We start from the raw sequence: 20,907 nt of genomic DNA, 5'->3' as shown, positions 1-20,907 counted from the left end.
CAACATGAGTAACTTTATCTCTTTGGAAACGTTTCTGGAAAATGTTCAGCGCCGTGACCCGTCACAGCCGGAATTCCTCCAGGCGGTGCGCGAAGTTTTCTCCACACTATGGCCGTTCCTTGAAAAAAATCCGCAGTACCGCGATCAGAACCTGCTCGCCCGCTTTGTTGAGCCGGAGCGTGTGATTCAGTTCCGCGTGACCTGGGTTGATGATCAGGGTCAGGTGCAGGTAAACCGCGCATGGCGTGTGCAGTTCAGCTCCGCTATCGGCCCGTTCAAAGGTGGTATGCGCTTCCATCCGTCCGTAAACCTCTCCATCCTCAAATTCCTCGGCTTTGAGCAGACACTGAAAAATGCCCTGACCACACTGCCGATGGGCGGCGGGAAAGGCGGCTCTGACTTTGATCCGAAAGGCAAAAGCCAGGGCGAAGTGATGCGTTTCTGCCAGGCGCTGATGACCGAGCTGTACCGTCATCTGGGTGCGGATACGGATGTCCCTGCGGGTGATATCGGTGTCGGCGGCCGTGAAGTCGGCTATATGGCGGGAATGATGAAAAAACTGTCCAATAACACCGCCTGTGTGTTTACCGGCAAAGGCCTCTCCTTCGGCGGCAGTCTGATCCGTCCGGAAGCCACCGGTTACGGGCTGGTTTACTTCACTCAGGCCATGCTGGAACGCCACGGAATGAGCTTCGACGGTATGCGTGTTGCGGTTTCCGGCTCCGGTAACGTGGCGCAGTACACCATCGAAAAATGCCTGTCACTGGGTGCGAAAGTGGTCACCGCATCTGACTCCTCCGGTACCGTGGTTGACGAAGATGGTTTCACCGCCGAAAAACTGGCGCGTCTGACTGAAATCAAAGACCGTTACGGTCGTGTGGAAGAGTATGCGAAAGAGTTCGGCCTGGTGTATCTGAAAGATCAGACTCCGTGGGCGGTTCCGGTGGATATCGCTCTGCCGTGCGCCACTCAGAATGAACTGGATCTGGCAGATGCGGAAGTGCTGATCAAAAACGGCGTTAAAGCGGTGGCGGAAGGCGCAAACATGCCGACGACTATCCCGGCAACCGATGCCTTCCTGGCCGCAAATGTCCTGTTTGCACCGGGCAAAGCCGCGAATGCAGGCGGCGTGGCAACATCCGGCCTGGAAATGTCACAGAACGCTGTCCGTCTCGGCTGGAAACGTGAAGTCGTAGATGAGCGTCTGCATCACATCATGCTGGATATCCACAATGCATGCGTTGAGTACGGCAGTGAGGAAAAACAGACCAACTATGTGCAGGGTGCGAATATCGCCGGCTTCGTGAAAGTCGCTGATGCCATGCTGGCGCAGGGTGTGCTGTAAGTCTGTAAGCTGTTACTGAAAAACGTCACAGTGCCGAAGGGGGTATGACAAGCGGGAAGTCTCACTTGTTGCCCCTTCGCGAAACGGGAACTGCCCTGTCCCCTTTTCAGATGTTATTCAGTGTTATCCCTCTGCTTTCACGCAGGGATAAATATCAAAACGATGATTTTTGGTTTCAATCGCTGCAGCAGCTTTCTGCCCGGCTAACGGCTCCGCATAATCCGGACGTTTCACCACCACACGGCGGGTTGCCAGCGCCAGTGCAGGTGCCAGCAGACGATCGGCATCCTCATCCGCGCCCACCAGCGACTGAAATACCCGCATTTCTTTCTTCACCAGCGCGCTTTTCTGCCGGTGCGGATACATCGGGTCAAGATAGACCACGTCCGGCGGTGGTGTGATGTCCGCCAGTGCCTCAATCCCGGACGCATGGATAAGGATCATCCTCTCCTGCATCCATTCCCCGATTTCACTGTCCCGGTAAGCCCGCTGCAAACCATCATCCAGCAGTGCCGCAACGACCGGATGACGCTCAATCATCCGCACATGACAGCCCAGCGAGGCCAGCACAAAAGCATCACGCCCGAGACCGGCTGTCGCGTCCACCACTGACGGAAGATACGATTTTTTTATCCCGGCAGCCTTTGCCACCGCTTCACCGCGTCCGCCGCCGAAACGACGGCGGTGAGCCATCGTCCCTCCGGCAAAATCCACACGGATCCCGCCGAGTTTCGGTTCATCACACTTGCGCAGCTCCAGCCCTTCCGCCGTCAGCACCAGCGCCATCGGCGCGGTATCATCATGTTCCAGACCCCACCGCGCCGCCAATACATCAAGGGCGCAGCTGTCTGCGCCCTGTTCACACTGTAAACGAATCTTCACGTATTACCCGTTGATTCCGTAGCCTTTTAACATCGCATCCAGTTCCGGCTTACGGCCGCGGAAGCGCTCAAACAGGACCATCGGCTCTTCCGAGCCCCCCCGGCTGAGAATATTATCCAGGAAGGACTGACCGGTGACCGGGTTGAAGATACCTTCCTCGCTGAAGCGGGAGAATGCATCCGCCGCCAGCACATCGGCCCACAGATAGCTGTAGTAACCGGCTGCATAACCACCGGCAAAGATATGACTGAACGCATGCGGGAAGCGGTTCCACGGCGCAGCAGGCACCACAGAGACTTTCTCTTTCACAGACAGTAAGGTCGGCATGACCTGCGCGCCGGTTGCCGGGTCATATTCCGCATGCAGGCGGAAATCAAACAGCCCGAACTCCAGCTGACGCAGAATAAACATCGCAGACTGATAATTCTTCGCCGCCAGCATATTGTCGAGCAGTGACTGCGGCAACGGCTCGCCGGTTTCATAATGACCGGAGATAAAGGCCAGCGCCTCAGGCTCCCAGCACCAGTTTTCCATAAACTGGCTCGGCAGTTCGACCGCATCCCACGGCACACCATTGATGCCGGAAACATCCGCCACATCAATCTGTGTCAGCATATGATGCAGGCCGTGTCCGAACTCATGGAACAGAGTCAGCACTTCATCATGGGTAAACAGCGCCGGTTTGCCGCCGACCGGTTTGTTAAAGTTACAGGTCAGATACGCGACCGGTTTTTGCAGGGAATTATCTTTGTGGCGCATACGGCCGATGCAGTCATCCATCCACGCCCCGCCGCGTTTATGCTCACGGGCATACAGATCCAGATAGAAACTGCCGCGTAACTCACCGTTCTTATCAAATAAATCAAAGAAACGAACATCCGGATGCCAGGTTTCCACCCCGAAACGCTCTTTGGCGGTGATCCCGTAGATCCGGCGGATCACTTCAAACAACCCGCTGATCGCTTTTTCTTCCGGGAAGTACGGACGCAGCTGCTCATCACTGACCGAGAACAGATGCTGTTTTTGCTTATCCGCAAAATAGGCCATATCCCACGGCTCGAGTTTATCAACGCCGTAATGTTCTTTGGCAAACGCTGCCAGCTGAGCCACTTCCTGCTCACCCTGATGATGGGCACGCTCCGCCAGATCATTCAGGAAATCCAGCACCTGCTGCGGGTTTTCCGCCATTTTGGTGGCGAGGGATTTTTCCGCGTAGTTTTTAAAGCCGAGTAACTGTGCCAGTTCATGACGCAGCGCTAAAATCTCTGCCATCACACTGCTGTTATCCCACTTACCGCCGTTCGGCCCCAGCTCGGAAGCGCGGGTGCCGTAGGCTTCGCTCATTTCTTTGCGCAGCTCGCGGTTATCGGCGTAAGTCATTACCGGCAGATAGCTCGGCATATCCAGGGTAAACAGCCAGCCCTTCTCACCTTTGGATTCCGCCAGTGCCTGTGCAGCCGCAACCGCACTCTCCGGCAGACCGGCCAGCATGCTTTCATCGGTAATGAGCTTGCTCCAGCCCATGGTGGCATCCAGCACATTATTGCCGAACAGCGACCCCAGCTCAGACAGACGGGCTGAAATCTCGCCGTAGCGTTTTTGTTTCTCCGGTGGCAGACCAATACCGGATAACTCAAAATCACGCAGTGAATTTTCCACGGATTTACGCTGTGCCTGAGACAGTGACGCAAACGCCGGGCTGTTTTTCAGTGATTTATAGGCGTTATACAGCCCTTCATGCTGTCCCATCCAGGTGCTGAATTCAGACAGCAGCGGCAGACACTGCTCATAAGCTTCGCGCAGTTCAGGGCTGTTTTTGACAGAATTCAGATGACCGACCGGCGACCAGACCCGGGATAATTTATCCCCGGCTTCCGCCAGCGGGACACACACATTTTCCCATGTAAAATCAGGTGCATGACTCACCACCTGCTCTACCGTCTGACGATAATTATCCAGCGTTTCTTTCACCGCAGGCACAATACATTCCGGATTGATGGCAGAAAATGCCGGTAACTGATTCTGGGTCGGGGTAAGCAAAGGGTTCATCATAAACCATCCTGTTGGCTGCTGGTGCACGTCCGCCACGGCGCACATACACATGAAAAATGAAAATCGAAACTCTCTATAAGATGGGGATACACTGCGGCAAGTTCAATGATTTTTAGTGTTATTATGCTGATTAAAAATCATTCCCGTAAAAAATCGCATGATACTGATGTACCTCAAAGGAAAAAACACAAGAGAACTTTTGAATCCCTGCCGGAAAGCGTATACTGTGCAACCTCAAAACGGAAGATCATCGTCCCCGGTGGGGCGGCCGGACTTCAAATCCGGTTGGGGCCGCCAGCGGTCCCGGGCAGGTTCGACTCCTGTGATCTTCCGCCAATCAAGTTCAACACACCTCTCCTGAAGTCAACTATCCCTTTATATTTCAATACAAAGTCATCACTCCAACTCAACTCAGTTCAACTGAAGTCAATCCACATCAACCCCAATTCGGGGGTGTAAAATAGGGGTGTATTTCGGTATGGTATACCGGCACCCCCAAATCACTTTTTTCTTTGTCATAGACTGAGCGCTCGGAGGTTTTGGTTATGGCCCTCACTGATATAAAAATTAAGGCAGCAAAACCACTGGATAAACCCTACAAACTTTCTGACAGTGGCGGCCTTTATCTGCTCGTAAACCGTAATGGATCTAAATACTGGCGATTAAAATACCGCTTTGCCGGTAAAGAGAAAATGCTCTCCATCGGAGTGTACCCGCAGGTCACATTAGCTGAAGCCAGAAATCAGCGCGATGAAGCAAAAAAATTACTGGCACAAAACAAAGATCCGAGCGAAGAAAAACAACTGGCTAAACTGGAAAAATATTTATCTTCAGAAAGTACCTTTGAGGCCGTAGCCCGTGAGTGGCATACATCAAAAGCAGATCGTTGGTCACTACGTTATCGTGAGGAAATTATCGATACCTTTGAAAAAGATATTTTTCCATACATCGGCAAGCGCCCCATAGCAGAAATAAAGCCTCTGGAGCTTCTGGAAACGCTGCGTAGAATGGAGAAGCGCGGAGCCTTAGAGAAGATGCGCAAAGTTCGTCAGCGCTGCGGAGAGGTCTTTCGTTACGCAATCATCACGGGCAGAGCTGAATACAACCCTGCACCAGATTTAGCTACTGCTCTAACCCCACCAAAGAAACAGCACTTCCCATTCTTAACCGCTGAAGAACTGCCGTATTTCCTGAATGACTTAGCTGGATATACAGGAAGTGTGATTACTAAAACAGCGACTAAAATTATTCTGCTGACAGCTGTACGTACACAAGAGCTCCGCTTTGCCCGTTGGCAGGATATTGATCTAGAAAAAGGGATTTGGGAAATTCCTGCTGAAGTGATGAAAATGAAGCGCCCACATGTAGTGCCATTATCTAAACAGGTGATCGAGCTGTTTAATTCACTTAAGCCGCTATCAGGGCATTATGAGCTTGTATTTATAGGGCGTAACGACCATAGAAAGCCGATCAGTAAGGAAAGCGTAAATCAGGTTATTGAGTTGTTGGGGTATAAAGGAAGGCTAACAGGACACGGCTTCCGCCACACGATGAGCACGATATTACATGAAAAAGGATTCAATTCAGCATGGATTGAAACCCAGCTCGCACATATCGATAAGAATGCGATCCGTGGCACATATAACCATGCTCAGTATATGGATGGACGCAGGGAAATGATGCAGTGGTATGCAGATTACATGGATGAGTTGGAGGGGAGTTTAGATAATGTTGTTAATATGAATTTTAAGTAATACTAAATAGCCATCTTTACGCGTAGGCGTAAAGATGGCTATTGTGCTGTGCTTTATTTTTTTATATTATAAAATATATAAGGTATTTAAGCAGTATGGATAAAGATCTCTGAAAGAGAATGGGACTTTTTGTTGGGATACTTACACAGTGACCCCCGGAGGAAGAAGCGGATTCCGTGAAGCGGCTGGAAAAGTTAAGAAATCGACAGGCAAAAGGAAAGGCGGAGTAACGTAAGTCTGGGGTGAATTGATTAAATAATGCACAGGTTAGTGAGGTGGCTGCGGAACGGTGGATACAGTCTGTTTTCCCTCAGGATTCACTGATTTACCCACAGAATTTCTGGATAAAATGCCCTGCTCTGCTCTTCCTGTCAATGCTATACGTTTTACCGGACAGTTCGGTAAATCGGTTCTGAAATCAGTTTACCGGTTTCCGGCGTGTAATGGATACCGTCAGCAGTACGCAGAACAATCCCGTTTTATGCGATCTGTTGTTCTCGTTGTTCACTCTCTGCGAGAAAGTCTAAGTGAAGTAATTTGGCTTTAAACTGCTCGTCACCCAGTGAGATTCTCCAGCGTTTCTCCATAAACTCGAACAATGCGAGACCTCGGGAAAGAATAGTCTCAGGTAGCCATTCCTCTAACTGAGCAATTTCATTTTCGGCTGCTGAACCGTTGTAATAACCAATGCCTGAACCATTATTCTTCTTGTCATCGAATCCATCGTTTTGCAGGCTGGAGTTTTTTGCTCGGCTCAATGGTACTAAGTTGCCTAGGGAGTTAGCTAACCATGTAGTTTGCTCTTTGGTCAAATTTCCGAAGCGATCCTGCCAATATTGGTTAGAAGGGGTCTGTGGGAATATATGCTCAATGGTGATCTTATCTTTGCTTGTCGCTTTGAGATCATTCCAACCAAGTTTCATGGTTTCTTGTTTGCCACGTTTGGTTAGCCAAGCGTCATATTCAAACAAGAAGTAACGCAAGCCATCCCATTTAAAGAAACCTTGTTCTCCTAACTCATACTTTTCTGCAATGTAGCTGTAAAACCGAGCTGGGTCGTAGTAGTAATCGGCCCATTCATTGATCGTACCGATGACTGAATTGATGGTTCGATTGCCTTTCAATAACTCTCTTGCCATACCAAAAAACTCAGAATCGCCAGTATTAGAACGACGATGACATAGCGAAAATAGGGTGAAGTTATAGCGCTCCGCTGCTGAAAGTAGGTCGTTAATCTCTTCCAACGGCTGCCTGGATACAAACGCGGCGAGCAGGAGAGGTCTGAATGCACGGAAGCTTAGACGTTGCAATCTATCAAGTAGCAACTTGTTCTTATCGTCATTATAGTTAGGAAGATAGAAGTATGGGTTGTGAATATAGAACCAATGACGAATTGATTCTTGTAAGCTTTCGACGTAATCACTGATTTCTTCTACTGATACACGCTCATCTTCATCCTTTGGATGAGTAACATTGCGAGCGGTGAACTTCTCGTTTAGAAGGTATTTAATGTAATCGTCGCCTTTGTTACGGCTGTACTTAAAGTACATTGTCCAATGGTTACGTAAGAAAATGTCTTCATCAAGAGGGCGCTCAGGATTCTTGCCGAGATATTCGTACATGGTTTTCCACGCACTGTTAATTTTACTACGTAAAACTTCATGCCCTTCGTGATTGTGGAAAAGAGTCGATAGGTAGATCAAGCGGTTTTTTAGCAGCTCAAGACTAGTCAGAGGCTTACCACGGTTGTTCATCGTTTCGAATGTGACGAACACATCAATCTCTTCGTCAATCTCGTAGAGATTAAATTTAATTTTTTGAGTGAGCTTCTTAAAAATTAGTGCAATTTCGTCTTCAGAAAGAGTCGATAATTTACCTTTGAAGTAAGATTTAGCCACTTTGAGGTTTTGCGTGTATAGGGTTTCCTGGTGCTGGTTACTATGTGAGTGTTCACCAAAGATGATGGTTTTAAGGTACTCATCGCTAGGGTTGTCCTTTTCGTACCCGAAGATGAAGCTTTGTCGCTGTCCATCGTCTGCTTTGTGTAATACATAGCGGCTGCGTATGGTTTCAAGCGATTGATAGTTGAGTTGAGCGTCTTCGCCTACTGACTCCAAAATAGCTTGAATCAAAATCACTGATGTCGTTAAGCGCTGTTGCCCATCGACAATGTAGAAGGGTTTGAATCCAACGCCCTCTATAATCCATTCGTCTTGTTCCCACTTTTGCCATAATTTTTGTGCAACAGGTTCTAGTGTCACAACACCAGTATAATGAACTCGTCTTGGATCAAGTTGAATGATGTCTTCCCAAAAGTCATCAAGTTGGATTGAAGACCAAGCATAGCCGCGTTGGTAATCAGGAACCCTGAGTATTCGTCGTTCAAAAATATCGTTTAGACTTTGTAATTTCATTATTATGATTCCTGAAACTTTGGGGAACTGGTCGGAGTCATTACTGATCCTTTTATCACCGCTAACAGCCGTTCTCTTTCAGAGACAATTCAAGCCCTGCACACTCAGTGCAGGCAGCATTTTTTAAATTTATTACCACTGCCGCACGGACATGGGTCATTACGCCCCGTCAGTCCAGCCTCACGCCGGACGGGAGGGTAATCCCCCCATTTTCCACAGAGATTTTCAGTAGAATGTGGTTAACTGAGCCCGCTTCTGCATTGGCGTAATACCGCCCAGGCCCATATGTGGCCGCTCATGATTATAATGCCATAACCAATTTGTCGCGACCTCCTGCACTTCGCTGATGTGACTAAAAATAGTCTGATTCAGCCAGTCATAACGCATTGTCCGGTTAAAGCGCTCAATATACGCATTCTGCTGCGGCTTTCCCGGCTGGATATATAACAGCGTTATTTTCTGCTTTATTGCCCATTCCTGAAGCTGATGGCTCAGATATTCCGGCCCGTTGTCACACCGGATACAATCCGGTTTTCCACGCCATTCTATAATTTGCTCCAGCGAACGGATAACACGGCCGGCCGGTAATGAAAAATCCACATCTATTGCCAGTGCTTCACGATTAAAATCATCAATAACATTGAATGTCCGGAATGACCGGCCATCATCCAGTTGGTCATGCATAAAATCCATCGACCAGGTTTCATTTATTTTTTCAGGAACCGTCAGTGGCGCTGGTGGTAACCGGATAATCCGGGTTTTCGGTTTAATCCGTAAATTAAGTTTTAACTCACAATAAATACGATACACACGTTTATGATTCCAGCGGAAGCCTTTTACATTTCGCAAAAATAAAAAGCACAACCCGAATCCCCACTGATTATTTTTTGTTGTCAGCTCAGTCAGTAAATCTGCAATCTGCTGATTTTCATCACAAAGTACCGGCTGGTAACGGTAGCCGCTTTCACTGATGCAAAACACGTTACACGCAAGCCGGATACTGATGCCCCTGATCGCCACAGCAGCCTGAGGCAGCTCACGGCGCTGCGGCACGGTTACCACTTTTTTTGCATGGCTTCCTGAATAATCTCGGCTTTAAGGCGTTCTTCGGCATACATTTTTTTCAGTCGCCGGTTTTCATCCTCAAGCTCTTTCAGACGGGCCATCATGGACGCATCCATCCCGCCGAACCGTGAACGCCATTTATAAAAACTCGCGCTGCTCATACCGTGCTCGCGGCACAACTCAGGAACCGGTGTTCCGGCTTCGGCCTGCTTCAGGATCGCGATGATCTGACTATCGGTAAAACGTGATTTTTTCATATGAATCTCCCCGATTCATGTTACGAGAAAATTCCACTTATGAACACTCTGGTTTTTCGGGGGGATTACCATTGCATTGTCACAGACACCTAGAAACAACCTGAAGTGCATAATAACGGACTTATCTAGCAGTAACTCTAAATTTATTTTCACCGTAAGCTACTATGATGGAATATGTTATTTTCTCAAAAAAGAAGATATGGGGGAGGGAAACTTAAACCTTGGTACGTGAACCACAGATAAAACGAACCAGTATATCACGTAAACTAAGGAGTAATTATACTCTCAGGGAAGTCAGAAAGTTGCCAGAGGATGTAAAGAATGGGTTGGGTTGGTAATGGCTAGATAAACAGCCCAAAAGATATTATTGCAACATAATTGCTTATCATAGCTAAGTTAGTTCTAGCCAGTGAAATGAGGTTTGATTTGTAATAAGGCAAAATGTAAGTTTTGGAATAAATGTAAAATATCAAAAAGAATCACATAAAAGCACTTCAGAAAAATATTTTATCTGCCAGTAACCAACTAAAAATCGCAATTATAGCTTGAAATATAAATAATAGGGTCTTATGCACTGGCTAATTTTCGAACATCTTTAAAGCTTGGCACTTAGAAATATCAAACATACTTACTGTATATAATTAAAGAAATGAAAGCCATTAAATAAATAGCACCATAGACATTAAAAGAAAAATAATCAACCTCAATGAAATTGATAAAAAAATCTTACTAAAAATGATAACACAATGAAAATTAAATTTTAACCTCATGATTTAATTATAGTTTTAGAAAAATATTACATTTGCCTTTCAAGAGAAACACCAATGTCAGCCGCCATTTTTTGTATAATTCTCCATTCTAACGGCCATTCCTTCTGTAAAATAGACTTACGTCTTTTAATTAACCAGTAAACGAAAATGGTAACACTCTGTTCATAGAAACTGCTTTTATTTTTACCATCACGAATCAATGATTCTAACTCAGGTGTATCTTCAACAAATTTGTATAATCTACTTATGATGTCAGCATCAATGGTTTTTTTGAATGTATCCAATATTAATATGGCCGATTTTTGATTATTTGGTTTTTCCTTTATTAAAGTCATATAAAGTTGATCGAGTGTTTTCTGAGTTCCTATATAAGCATCAGGTGAATTGTTCAGGGCTTTAGCAACTGAACAAAAAAAATCATCAGTTGTTTCAATTAATGCCATACTTCTTGCTACCGTTCTATGTATATCAGGCTCAACGATAGTTTTAGCTTTATAAATGGCGTCATGCGTTAACTCTGCATAAGCGTGTTGCAATAGAGTTCTCACCTGTATTTCACAAGGAATTCCTTCCTCAATAAATACTCCATTATGATCAAATGATTGTTTGGCTGTTACGATGAAATGAACAGATTGATATGTAAAAATTAAAGGTGTATTTAGGCGCTCTTCATCATAATGTCTTGAAGTCTTATAGAACCATTTATCACTTCTTTTTATTACATCGCATACATCATCTATATCCGATGTAAGCAATACAACAAATCTAACACCAACTTTATCTTCGATTTCTTTATAAGGGTCTTCATATGATTTTTCTAATCTATGAAAGGCTTTATCAATTAGAGATTCTTTTTCTTTAACTCTTGGCGTCGCTGGTTGTTTCAAAAAGCTATTAAGATTGCGGCATTTATTATCAACGAGTTCCGTACATATATTGGAAACGACAAAGTCCCCCCATGCTCTATACATAGGCTCTTCTTGGTTCCAACGTTGCAAAAACTCTGATTCATTCATAGTTTTATTCTTGAAGTATAATTTTATCTTTAATAAGAATAGTAGTCCATTCTGCAGGTTCTCCGTTCTTATCTAAGTCACCTTCCGTAGACTCAATAACTATATTATTTTTAAAAACTTCTGCTGGGGCTGTAATTTTAATGTTTTTGCTAAAATTTAACTTTCTTGTTTTTAATTTGCTTTCGATATGTTCGTTATCTCTTGTAAAAGCTGTCTGTGGAATTCCACTTTCGCTTGCATACTCAAGATAAAGATCTTTAACTTCATCATCGAAGAATCTCTCTGCATACTCTTTTGCTGAAATGACATCGGATTTCTCATGCTTCAAATAAGTAACCAAGGCGTTTTTTAAGTCATTTCTTTTTTCTGAGCTTATATCTAGTTCATTTAGGAAATCACTAGTCTTCTCATAAAAGTTTTTTGTTGTGCGAGCACTTGTTTCAGGATAGCCGCAACCTAAGAAATGTTGATAAAAATATTGAGCAGCAGCTTTTCCATCAGATTTGCTTATTTGATAATCAGAGATCATGACATCCCATGATTTGTTCAAATCATCTTCTTGAGCAGTGTTACTTGATTGGAAAAAACCTGCTGTCTTATAGAGTTTTGTTGAGGGAGTAAGAAGTATTTCTTCAACAAATTTTAACGAGATTTGACCTGTTTTTGGATCAACAATTTTTTCATAGGCACTGTAAATGTCTGCTTTAATTATACCGATAAATTTTCGCTTATTTACTCCATAGTCACCAGTGAATATAACAACGATGCCTCCGGGTATTGCTCTTCTTGTTTGGGCATCAGCTAGCTTGTTTGCTATATTATAAGTTTGATCGATATATTCATCCCCTTCTTTACCAAATAAATTGGTAGCCATGAAAGGTACATATCCTTCACCGTGCTCTATAATTTTCATTTTGACGGCTTTTGATCCATCACCAAGAGCATCTATTACTCGGGATTTAAATCCCTGCAAGGCATCTTCATCAAATGTGATAAAAGACGAACCTCGTGTAGGCTCAACTTTTAAACCCTCGTCATCTCGCTGATGAATTTGATGAATAATAATTTTATCAATACTCAACTTGCTAATATTCATTGCGGTGTAGTTCCATTGTTTTTATTGTCTGAAAGATTATTTTTACTTTCAATATACTCTTTGTTAATATTATTCCATTCTTGACTGTCTTTTTCCCAGATGGCTTTATATTCATTAAAAAGCTCATCCACATCAAGTTGATTTATATCCGACCTGATTTTCAAATAATTAACTTTATTTTTAAGTTGATACATTGATAACAAGGTGGCTTTTTGTCTAAACCATAATTTCTGATAATCAAATCTTGCAGTCCAACCACTTACCAATGTAAGTGCAGCGCTAAAGATAAGCGCGATGTTTTTTTGTATTTTCTCGTGACCGACAAAGTCAAAAGCTAATATCAATGTTGTTGCCGTGCTGAAAAGAAGAGAAATCAAGAAAAAAAACTTCAATTTCGTTTTATTGCTCTTAGTCTTGTTTTTTATTATTTCAACACTTTTATCTATTTCTTCTAATAAAAATTGTAATGAAGTTTCTTTTGACAATTATTCCACCTGAAACATTTTCCAATGTATACTATTTCCACGCATGTACTGGTAAGAGCTCCTACCAGTACATGGCGGCATAGCTACCGCACTTCATGCACTTGTACTAATGCATGGAGATTTCTAGCTAACTGAATCGCACATTTTTTAAAACTATAAATCATAAATTGCGCAAAATCGAGCTACCATCTCAAAACATATGCTCAATATAAAAGAATTAAATTCTATAGATCAGAGAATTAGAAATGCTCTCTTTTCAAACCAGCATTGTGATGTAACTGCTGCAAATAGTTCCCATACCACTGCATCATCTTTCTCCTCCCCTCGAGATACAACACATGGTTATAAGTCCCACGAATCGCATTCTTATCAACATGCGCAAGCTGGGTCTCAATCCATGCGGTATTGAACCCTTCCTCATGCAAAATCGTACTCATCGTGTGCCTAAAACCATGTCCAGTAACCTTCCCCGTATACCCAATCCGTTTGAATACCTGATTAATACTCGCTTCACTCATCGTTTTACGTGGATCATTGCGCCCAGGGAACACCAACGGATATTGCCCAGACATTACTTTGAGCTGCTGTACGATTTCTAGCGCTTGGGTAGAGAGGGGTACAAGATGAGGCCGTTTCATCTTCATACGCTCTGCAGGTATTTCCCACACCGCTTTCTCAAGATCAAACTCACTCCAGAAAGCACCTCGAAGCTCGCCAGTGCGAACTCCCGTAAGGATCAACAGACGAGCGGCAAGAACAACCAGCGGGCTTCCGGTATAGTCAGATAGGGCTTTAAAGAAGTCTGGTAACTCCTCAACAGTAAGGAAGGGATAATGCTTCGATTCATGCCCTGACATCGCGCTGGTTAGATCCGCTGCAGGATTGTATTCCGCACGACCAGTCACTATGGCGTAGCGAAAGACTTCACTGCAGCGCTGGCGAACCTTCTTGGCCTTCTCTGTCGCGCCACGGCTTTCCATTCGACGCAGCACATTAAGCAGAACCAACGGTTTGACTTCATTCACCGGCAGTTGGCCGATATAGGGGAAAATATCTTTATTGAAGGCTTCGATAATATCGGAGGCATAGCCTTCTGACCATCTGCTCACCTTCGTACCGTGCCACTCAAGTGCCACAGACTGAAACGTGTTGTTGAGTTGCACATCGCGAACCAGCTTTTCTTCTTTCTTGGCAAAAGATGGATCGATACCCTCAGCCAGCTTTTTCTTGGCGTCATCACGCAGTGCTCTTGCTTGCGAAAGCGATACTGCTGGATAGACACCAAAAGCCAGACGTTTCTCTTTTCCATTGAAGCGATACTTCATCCGCCAGTATCTGGAACCAGAGGGAACAACCTCAAGATACAAACCAGCACCATCTGCCAACTTATAGGCTTTCTCTCTGGGTTTAGCCGCGTCTACCTGTCTCGCATTAAGTTTCATTGGGGGCATCTCCCTAGACCGAACACAGAATGCCCCCACTTATGCCCCCAACTGTGACTTGATTTCGGTTGAGTCCAGTTGATAACAGGAGATAAAATACGGGCCATAAACCGCATTATACGGGCTTTTAGTTGAATTCGGTAGACTTGGGAAGAGTTTGAAATGGTGCCAATAATAGGAGTCGAACCTACGACCTTCGCATTACGAATGAAAGCAACACCCAATTATGCCTATATAATTCTGGTCTCTGATGGAAAACAGTTGTTCACGGTCGATTCTGCCGATCATTACAAAGTGCCGGAAGCAAGGTGACTCAGCTTCATGATTACTCACGGGACTCTGCAATACGGGCCTGCAGCCAGGCGTCAACCTCACTTGTCAGCCACCGGGAACGGTTTCCCAGCTTAATTGGTTTCGGGAACTGCCCTTTCTGGATCAGCTTGTAAAACCACTTATCCGTTAATCCGGTTAATTTCGTGATCTCTTTCATCTCCATGAGAGGGTCGTCAAGCAGGAAAGGGGTAGTGGTGGTATTGATGGTATTCATGGGGAATCTCCTGTCTTTGTTTAATTAAGGCAGAAGTGCTATCGATGACGCAGCGGATATCACTTCTATAAGATTCCCCTTGTCTGTAAAAAAAGATTTACCGGCGTGTTTTACGCCGTTTGTTTCTGATGGTTCCCCGCCAGAATGTCCGGTCGATCCCCGGCACCTGCAGTTTCACCCACTGGTCTGTTTTGCAGATATAGTTCACAGCGGTCATCAGGCCTTCCCGTCGCTGGCTCTCACTGCGGTGCAGCATGCCAATGCCGCAGATACGGTAATCTGATTTAAAGCGGTTGCAGTTAAAGTAGAGCCCCTGTCCCTCGGTGATGGTTTCCTGCCAAAACTCACCGATGAGCCTGGCTATCGTGATATCCTGTCTGACATGCTGGCCGTTGAAGAAAAACAGGCAGTGGTAGTGAAAGCCTTTCTCACGACCGTATTCCAGTTTCAGGATATAACCGACGCAGTGTTTAAACAGGGGTAACCGCTGTATTGCTTTGTACAGGGCAATCCGGTGACGGGTTAAATCCCCGGCCGTGACTCTGTGACAGACCCGTTTTCCGTAGGACAGATCTGTCCGTACCACCAACAGCTTTGCATGGCGTTCAAACAGGTTTTCAATATAGCGGCAACAGAACCGGTAATTCTTGCGGGCACTGTTCTTAAAGGTACTGACAGCGTTTTTATACTCCTTGCTGTCCACTGACTGAATAAACTCACAATAGGCGTCATTTAACTGTTTAATATCCTCCTCTGAGTCAGGATAGTATTCCGACAGCATCGGAACATAACGAATATGATATTTATCAGCAAGAGAAACAATGAGCGGAATAACCGGATGTAACTTACGGCGGTTACCGGTGACACGGGAAAGTGAAAGGATGTTTTGTATTAATTCATAAAACAACTGACCAGTTTTAGTGGCCTCGATTTGTAATTGATCACCAAAGCAGTGCCCTTTGAAAGGTAAAGACTGACTCTTTCTTTTAATTAATGCAGTGGTGTGTGACGCGATTAGCCGGAATAACTCACGATCTGTTGTGTCATCGGTAATCTCCGTACCATTATTGTAGATTTGTGACAGTGCTAGTATTTCACTGGTTATATCGTCATTCATGATTAATTTCCTCTGGTTGATGATGGTGTTTCTGTTCATACAACAGAGGGATGCATTTATTTTTTTACTGAGGCGGAAGGTTCATAACAGATGGATTTAAAAGATGATTAATGACATCCATTCTGAGTGATCCTTCAGATGTGGATAACAACTGAATTTACCCACTGAGATTAATTAATGAAAATTATTTATGAAGAAGGGTAAGCAATTCAGGGTTATGTCACTATTATCTGTATCAGTAACAGGAGTGCCATCAGATATGTTTGGTTATTCGATAAAGAGATGCGGTTATCAATAATTAAAAAGATGAATATGAGAATAGATGTCATGATTAATCTGATAACAATAACTCCGGGTAAGATAAATATAATAATAAATAATCCTTTTTGATTGCTACCTGAGTTTATTAAAACAGTATGCACAGACAGTATTTACAGCGGGCTTCACGATGAACAAGATACCTGAAAGTTAGTCTCCTCTCAGAAGTAGTCACGGGAAAAAATAAGTAACCGTGAACATCATCTTTTCCTGTAAAAAGTACTGCCTGACCCAGTATTTTCAGATAACCATGTAAATTACATGATAAAAACACTTCATTTTCAACTCATTAAAAAGACAATAAAACTATTCTTAATCTACGTTATCACGACAACGTCACTTTTTCAGAGACCAAAATAAACTACAATAACGACATACTGACTACGTAGTAGTGGACGGATTATGAACGATAAAAGCTATGAGATTGATGAGTTGCTGAAAGTGAAAGACCTGAGGAAAACGGGTATTTTTGTATTTTTCATGTCAACAGAGCCCGGGTTTGAATGGGTTGAAAATAAATATTTATCAGGTGACAGAAATGACAAGTCACGTTTAAGAGATTTAATCCATGAAGTTATTGGCATGGCGAACAGTAATTACAATTACCTTACCAATAAAGTTTTAAATGATGTAAACAATAACCTTATCAGTATTGATAAGTTTGAATGGATTAAAGAAGACAGTGTTGCCTCTGCATATTGCTGGGTAATGTTAAATAATATAAAGCCCTTAACCATAACAAGCGATAAATATACTCAGGCAATTCAACAGTCAAACGTGGTAAAACCCACTGTTAATAGTTGGTCGGGCAATAAAGAATTCAGGGGTTTACCTGTATCACAGCAAATAGAATACATCAAAAGTAAATTTGGTATAAAAGAGAATCATGTCAACACTGAAGAGATGTATCGCGACTCCCAGACTGTCTTTGATCATATGAACCTGAAGTTTGGTGAAAAAGAAAATATTATAAATATGCTTAAGGATGAATGGATAAAATCCTTCACCGCAGTAAAAAATATAAAGTGGCTGAGTAAGGATGATGATGATGCCTGTAACTGGATATGGGATTATATCTGTAACTACTCTGTCGATAATATAAAGATACCTGTCTGGCCTCTCCGGTTCTTTAACCCCGAAAGTTCCGGAGATAAATATATTTGTTTTTATGCCGCCCTGCGGGCATGGAATGATAACCCCGGAGGGAAGAAGTATTTTTTATACTCTCTTAAAAAGGCATGGCAGCAGCGTTCTTTCCGGAAAAAACAAAAAAATAAAAAAACACTGAGCTGCAGTCTGGATGATGAAGTAAAAAAACATCTGGAAGAATTGGCTGAAACCTATGAAATGACGATCACCGATTTGGTGACCCGGTTAATTGAGAATGAGTACAGAACACCGAAAAAATAATTTTACGGAATCAGTGATTTTTCAGATACACATTAACCAACTGATATGACAGGGGAAACAGTGGCTCGGATAACTGACCGGCGACACACCCTGTCGTTTCCCCGTTTTTTACCCCCCGAAAACAGCGATTTTCCGCGTCATATCCTGTCAGACCCCCTTGTTATGCTGTGGTTGTCTTAAATCACCTGTAAGGAATTTCTGTTATGGCAACCTACCGTATCGACCCTGACCTCGCGTTTATCGGTCAGTGCAGCAATGAGGACCTCGGTCTGCTGGTCTCCGTCCTGACTCATGACAGCAAAGACGGCAAAAAGCGCCTGGCGGAGTCTCTGACCACCTCCCCGGAATATCAGCTCTTTTACCCCGACCATCAGAAGTACTGGCCTGCCATCTGTGCCGAACTGCAGGCCTTCGGGGCCAACAGTCTGGTCACGCTGCTGCGCGGCAACAAAGGCGTGCTCTACCGTGAAATCCTGCACGATGTCTGCGACAAGCTGAAAGTGAACTACAACAAAGAAAGTCCGGTGGAAACCACCGAGCTGAACCTGCTGATGAAAGTCCTGGAGAAAAGCCTGCGGGAGATGTCACAGGACGAGCTGGTCCGTTTTGCGGACGGACTGAAGCTGAATCTATCCGCGCCGACTCCCCAGCTTATTCTGCTCGCGGTACAGGCCGCCGTCACCAGCTCCGGTGTCGCAGCCCTGCAGTTTGCCACCGTTGCTGCTGTCGGGGTGATTGAGGCGATGGGCGGCATTGCCACCTGGGGGACACTCTTTGCCGCCAACCGGGCACTGGGGGTACTGGCCGGTCCTGTCGGGATTGCGCTGAGCTCCGCCTGGCTGATAGCCGATATCGCCGGTCCCGCTTACCGGGTCACCGTTCCGGCCTGCATCATTGTAGCGTACCTGCGCCAGAAGGCCCTGGCGGCCTGATTTCCGTATTCCGTTATTCCTGTTTTCTCTGACTGACTCACGGAGGCTGCGCTCATGCATACGTCAGATTCACGCCATGACCGGCTTGCATTCCGGCTGGCCATGATTATCAGCCGCCTGTTCCGCGGCGAAACACTGTATCCGGCACAGCTCGCCCGTGAGTTTAATGTCTCGGCCCGCACACTGCAGCGTGATTTCAGTGAGCGCCTGGTCTTTCTGGACACGGAGCCGTATCTGGGCGGATACCGGCTGACCGCCGGTCAGCGCCCCTACCGGACAGACAGCGATATCCTGTACTTTGCCGATATCACCCATATCACCCCGCTGTTCCCCTCGCTTGACCGCAGGCTGCTGTCCGTTCTGCTCAGTCCGGAAAACGGTGCCCCCTGTCTGGTCTACCATGAGCCACCGCAATCCGCCCCGACGCTGTTCGGCGGCTTTTATGTGGTGACACAGGCGATTGTCCGCAGGCGACTGCTCAGCTTCCGCTGTGACGGTCAGGAACATGAGGGCATGGCTCCCTACAAGCTGATTTATTTTCAGCGGGACTGGTATCTGTGCGGGGAATGGCAGTCTGCCCTGCGGGTGTTCCGGTTCAGTCAACTGCAGAACATTGCCGTGTCCGGACGCCGCTTCCGGCAGGATGCGGTTATCGCACGGACAGTCACCCGGCCCGAATTTATCACCGCATTACCCCATTATCAGTTTATCCGTTCATTACCTTAATAAGGATGTCACCATGAAAAGAAGTCTGACACTGCTCGGTTGTTTACTGCTGTCCGCCCCGGTTTTTGCACTACGCATGCCCGGTGAGGTGCAGCCTGACCGTTACACTTATTACCTGACCCCGGAATACGGACAGCAGCTGAAAATGCAGAACGACGGCAAAGGCCGGAAACCTTCGTTGCAGCCACTCCCTGCCGGAGAACTGAAAAGTGAGACAAGAGCGGATTTATCCAAAGGCTATCCGGCCCCGGTGGCCATGACCTGCATCAGCAGTATTTACTATAACACCGGTGCCCGGGCCAACTGGCTGAAGGTGGGCTGTATCGATAATAACGGTCTGGAGTATGAAACCAGTAAGAAATGGCCGCCGAAATCCGTCGCGGAGCGGGTCTGTAAAGCCGGAGAGGGAGACTGTGAGTCCTTCCTGCAGATGGATACTGACAGCTGGTCCGGTCCGCAGTAACTGAGGCATGCAAAAAGGAAACACAGATGTCTGTTTTTAAATTAATAGCCACCACGCTCGGTGTGGCAACGGTGGCATTAGCCACGTACTGCGCCTGGCAGTCGGCATCTGAGGTGGCAGACAATGAGAACGCCACCGCAGCGGAAAAGCTGGCGGCAGGCCTCAGCGCGGCGCTGGCCTGCTCAGCCGTGCTGGGCGGTACCCTTGACCGTCTGCTGGGTCGGCTCTTTCCCCGCTGACCTGTACAAAAGACCAGTTTATTACATTACCCCTGACGGCAGACATTCACAGTCTGCCGTTTTTTTATGCGCCATTCACAAACCAGTACCCCACTGTTTCACCCCTAAATACAAAGGAGTTTCACGATGACGTTATCAGCACTTCTGCCGCAGGAGCCCGCAGCCATCAAAAGCAATCTGGTTCATCTCCGTGGCAGAGACTCATTCTGGCAATTTTATTTCGGCAGCGTGCCGGACTGGCAGCGCCTGGAAGGCGATATTTTTAAGATGATGGATAATCTGTGTGACATTTATCACGGTGCCTTCTGGGAATTCAGCATGCTCACCAACGGTGGCGCATTTATCTGGCCTGACATGATTGAAACGTCACTCCCGATGGTTAACCGGCATAACGGCAATGACGCGGAACTGAGCCCCGAAGCGGCCGGTATCGCGGTATGCCTCATCACTTACAGTCTCTGGTCATTTAAAACCGAAAGTCCGGAGATGGTGGAGTATTTTTATCAGTTACGGGACTACGCCCAGCAGCATGACGAGTGTGCCGCTATTTTTCATCTGATTGATTAACCGGGAGCTA

General features: G+C 45.7%; 18 protein-coding genes, 1 tRNA gene and 1 pseudogene. 9 read left to right on the top strand and 11 right to left on the bottom strand.

The genetic code is table 11. The features are described 5' to 3' along the window. The first annotated feature begins 4 nt into the window (after positions 1–4). On the top strand, positions 5–1,345 hold the full coding sequence (gene gdhA, locus ACF8OF_RS08375) for an NADP-specific glutamate dehydrogenase (RefSeq protein ID WP_262861100.1): 1,341 nt from the start codon (positions 5–7) through the stop codon (positions 1,343–1,345). A gap of 123 nt (positions 1,346–1,468) precedes the next feature. Here gdhA and rsmJ read toward each other — a convergent pair whose 3' ends face one another. Further along, positions 1,469–2,227 (bottom strand): 16S rRNA (guanine(1516)-N(2))-methyltransferase RsmJ, encoded by a 759-nt coding sequence (rsmJ, locus tag ACF8OF_RS08370; protein WP_262861101.1) that lies wholly within the window; start codon positions 2,225–2,227, stop codon positions 1,469–1,471. A 3-nt stretch (positions 2,228–2,230) separates the two neighbouring features. After that, complete coding sequence (gene prlC, locus ACF8OF_RS08365) at positions 2,231–4,279, bottom strand: oligopeptidase A (protein WP_046895319.1); 2,049 nt, start codon at positions 4,277–4,279, stop codon at positions 2,231–2,233. 241 nt (positions 4,280–4,520) lie between these two features. Between prlC and ACF8OF_RS08360 the strand changes: the two genes are divergently transcribed. Both ACF8OF_RS08360 and ACF8OF_RS08355 read left to right on the top strand, forming a co-directional pair. Continuing rightward, positions 4,521–4,615 (top strand) — tRNA-Sec (locus ACF8OF_RS08360). Positions 4,616–4,824: 209 nt separating this feature from the next. Further along, positions 4,825–6,033, top strand: a complete 1,209-nt coding sequence (locus tag ACF8OF_RS08355; protein ID WP_153642972.1) for an integrase arm-type DNA-binding domain-containing protein — start codon at positions 4,825–4,827, stop codon at positions 6,031–6,033. A gap of 479 nt (positions 6,034–6,512) precedes the next feature. Here ACF8OF_RS08355 and ACF8OF_RS08350 read toward each other — a convergent pair whose 3' ends face one another. The 9 genes and pseudogenes from ACF8OF_RS08350 to ACF8OF_RS08310 all read right to left on the bottom strand — a co-directional run bounded on the left by ACF8OF_RS08350 (position 6,513) and on the right by ACF8OF_RS08310 (position 16,242). Then, positions 6,513–8,447 carry a DUF262 domain-containing protein gene (locus ACF8OF_RS08350; RefSeq protein WP_153642971.1) on the bottom strand — a complete coding sequence of 645 codons (1,935 nt, stop codon included), beginning with the start codon at positions 8,445–8,447 and terminating at the stop codon, positions 6,513–6,515. Positions 8,448–8,551: 104 nt separating this feature from the next. Continuing rightward, positions 8,552–8,641: pseudogene (locus ACF8OF_RS08345) on the bottom strand (SEC-C metal-binding domain-containing protein); the annotation flags it as partial. A 31-nt stretch (positions 8,642–8,672) separates the two neighbouring features. Beyond that, positions 8,673–9,769, bottom strand: a protein-coding gene (locus ACF8OF_RS08340) for an IS3 family transposase (RefSeq protein WP_153642970.1) whose coding sequence is annotated in 2 segments (ribosomal slippage) — positions 8,673–9,517 and positions 9,517–9,769 — 1,098 coding nt in all. Because the reading frame shifts where the segments join, the coding sequence is not laid out codon by codon here. Positions 9,770–10,565: 796 nt separating this feature from the next. Further along, entirely contained in the window at positions 10,566–11,555 is a 990-nt protein-coding gene (locus ACF8OF_RS08335) for a GTP pyrophosphokinase family protein (protein ID WP_063926979.1), read from the bottom strand. A 4-nt stretch (positions 11,556–11,559) separates the two neighbouring features. Further along, positions 11,560–12,651, bottom strand: coding sequence for a nucleoid-associated protein (locus ACF8OF_RS08330; protein ID WP_063926980.1), 1,092 nt, complete (start codon positions 12,649–12,651; stop codon positions 11,560–11,562). Beyond that, on the bottom strand, positions 12,648–13,136 hold the full coding sequence (locus ACF8OF_RS08325) for an SLATT domain-containing protein (RefSeq protein WP_063926981.1): 489 nt from the start codon (positions 13,134–13,136) through the stop codon (positions 12,648–12,650). Before ACF8OF_RS08325 ends, ACF8OF_RS08330 begins: the two co-directional genes overlap by 4 nt. 239 nt (positions 13,137–13,375) lie before the next feature. Further along, a complete protein-coding gene (locus ACF8OF_RS08320; protein ID WP_153642968.1) occupies positions 13,376–14,578 on the bottom strand; it encodes an integrase arm-type DNA-binding domain-containing protein in 1,203 nt (400 codons plus the stop codon). 325 nt (positions 14,579–14,903) lie between these two features. Next, positions 14,904–15,125 (bottom strand): AlpA family transcriptional regulator, encoded by a 222-nt coding sequence (locus ACF8OF_RS08315; RefSeq protein WP_153642967.1) that lies wholly within the window; start codon positions 15,123–15,125, stop codon positions 14,904–14,906. Between the two features lie 97 nt (positions 15,126–15,222). Further along, positions 15,223–16,242, bottom strand: coding sequence for an inovirus-type Gp2 protein (locus ACF8OF_RS08310; protein ID WP_194830256.1), 1,020 nt, complete (start codon positions 16,240–16,242; stop codon positions 15,223–15,225). A 720-nt stretch (positions 16,243–16,962) separates the two neighbouring features. Between ACF8OF_RS08310 and ACF8OF_RS08305 the strand changes: the two genes are divergently transcribed. From ACF8OF_RS08305 to ACF8OF_RS08280, 6 genes are all read left to right on the top strand, one after another. After that, positions 16,963–17,970, top strand: coding sequence for a hypothetical protein (locus tag ACF8OF_RS08305; RefSeq protein WP_153642965.1), 1,008 nt, complete (start codon positions 16,963–16,965; stop codon positions 17,968–17,970). 203 nt (positions 17,971–18,173) lie between these two features. Continuing rightward, positions 18,174–18,902, top strand: a complete 729-nt coding sequence (locus tag ACF8OF_RS08300) for a DUF3944 domain-containing protein (RefSeq protein WP_054424844.1) — start codon at positions 18,174–18,176, stop codon at positions 18,900–18,902. 54 nt (positions 18,903–18,956) lie between these two features. Beyond that, a complete protein-coding gene (locus ACF8OF_RS08295; protein ID WP_153642964.1) occupies positions 18,957–19,628 on the top strand; it encodes a YafY family protein in 672 nt (223 codons plus the stop codon). Between the two features lie 13 nt (positions 19,629–19,641). Further along, positions 19,642–20,091 (top strand): hypothetical protein, encoded by a 450-nt coding sequence (locus ACF8OF_RS08290; protein WP_153642963.1) that lies wholly within the window; start codon positions 19,642–19,644, stop codon positions 20,089–20,091. A gap of 26 nt (positions 20,092–20,117) precedes the next feature. Further along, positions 20,118–20,330, top strand: a complete 213-nt coding sequence (locus ACF8OF_RS08285) for a hypothetical protein (RefSeq protein ID WP_004241440.1) — start codon at positions 20,118–20,120, stop codon at positions 20,328–20,330. 126 nt (positions 20,331–20,456) lie between these two features. Continuing rightward, positions 20,457–20,897 carry an antirestriction protein gene (locus tag ACF8OF_RS08280; protein ID WP_153642962.1) on the top strand — a complete coding sequence of 147 codons (441 nt, stop codon included), beginning with the start codon at positions 20,457–20,459 and terminating at the stop codon, positions 20,895–20,897. Positions 20,898–20,907 lie beyond the last annotated feature (10 nt).

The organism is Morganella sp. TYF_1 (genome assembly GCF_043105645.1).
GTDB lineage: Bacteria > Pseudomonadota > Gammaproteobacteria > Enterobacterales > Enterobacteriaceae > Morganella > Morganella morganii_B.
This window is presented reverse-complemented; position numbering and strand designations above follow the sequence as displayed.

Coding starts and splice junctions, on each gene's coding strand:
- gdhA (WP_262861100.1), top strand. CDS start 5: ATGAGTAACTTTATCTCTTTGGAAACGTTTCTGGAAAATGTTCAGCGC.
- ACF8OF_RS08355 (WP_153642972.1), top strand. CDS start 4,825: ATGGCCCTCACTGATATAAAAATTAAGGCAGCAAAACCACTGGATAAA.
- ACF8OF_RS08295 (WP_153642964.1), top strand. CDS start 18,957: ATGCATACGTCAGATTCACGCCATGACCGGCTTGCATTCCGGCTGGCC.
- ACF8OF_RS08310 (WP_194830256.1), bottom strand. CDS start 16,242: ATGAATGACGATATAACCAGTGAAATACTAGCACTGTCACAAATCTAC.
- ACF8OF_RS08335 (WP_063926979.1), bottom strand. CDS start 11,555: ATGAATGAATCAGAGTTTTTGCAACGTTGGAACCAAGAAGAGCCTATG.
- ACF8OF_RS08290 (WP_153642963.1), top strand. CDS start 19,642: ATGAAAAGAAGTCTGACACTGCTCGGTTGTTTACTGCTGTCCGCCCCG.
- ACF8OF_RS08280 (WP_153642962.1), top strand. CDS start 20,457: ATGACGTTATCAGCACTTCTGCCGCAGGAGCCCGCAGCCATCAAAAGC.
- ACF8OF_RS08350 (WP_153642971.1), bottom strand. CDS start 8,447: ATGAAATTACAAAGTCTAAACGATATTTTTGAACGACGAATACTCAGG.
- ACF8OF_RS08300 (WP_054424844.1), top strand. CDS start 18,174: ATGGCAACCTACCGTATCGACCCTGACCTCGCGTTTATCGGTCAGTGC.
- ACF8OF_RS08315 (WP_153642967.1), bottom strand. CDS start 15,125: ATGAATACCATCAATACCACCACTACCCCTTTCCTGCTTGACGACCCT.
- ACF8OF_RS08285 (WP_004241440.1), top strand. CDS start 20,118: ATGTCTGTTTTTAAATTAATAGCCACCACGCTCGGTGTGGCAACGGTG.
- ACF8OF_RS08320 (WP_153642968.1), bottom strand. CDS start 14,578: ATGAAACTTAATGCGAGACAGGTAGACGCGGCTAAACCCAGAGAGAAA.
- prlC (WP_046895319.1), bottom strand. CDS start 4,279: ATGATGAACCCTTTGCTTACCCCGACCCAGAATCAGTTACCGGCATTT.
- ACF8OF_RS08330 (WP_063926980.1), bottom strand. CDS start 12,651: ATGAATATTAGCAAGTTGAGTATTGATAAAATTATTATTCATCAAATT.
- ACF8OF_RS08305 (WP_153642965.1), top strand. CDS start 16,963: ATGAACGATAAAAGCTATGAGATTGATGAGTTGCTGAAAGTGAAAGAC.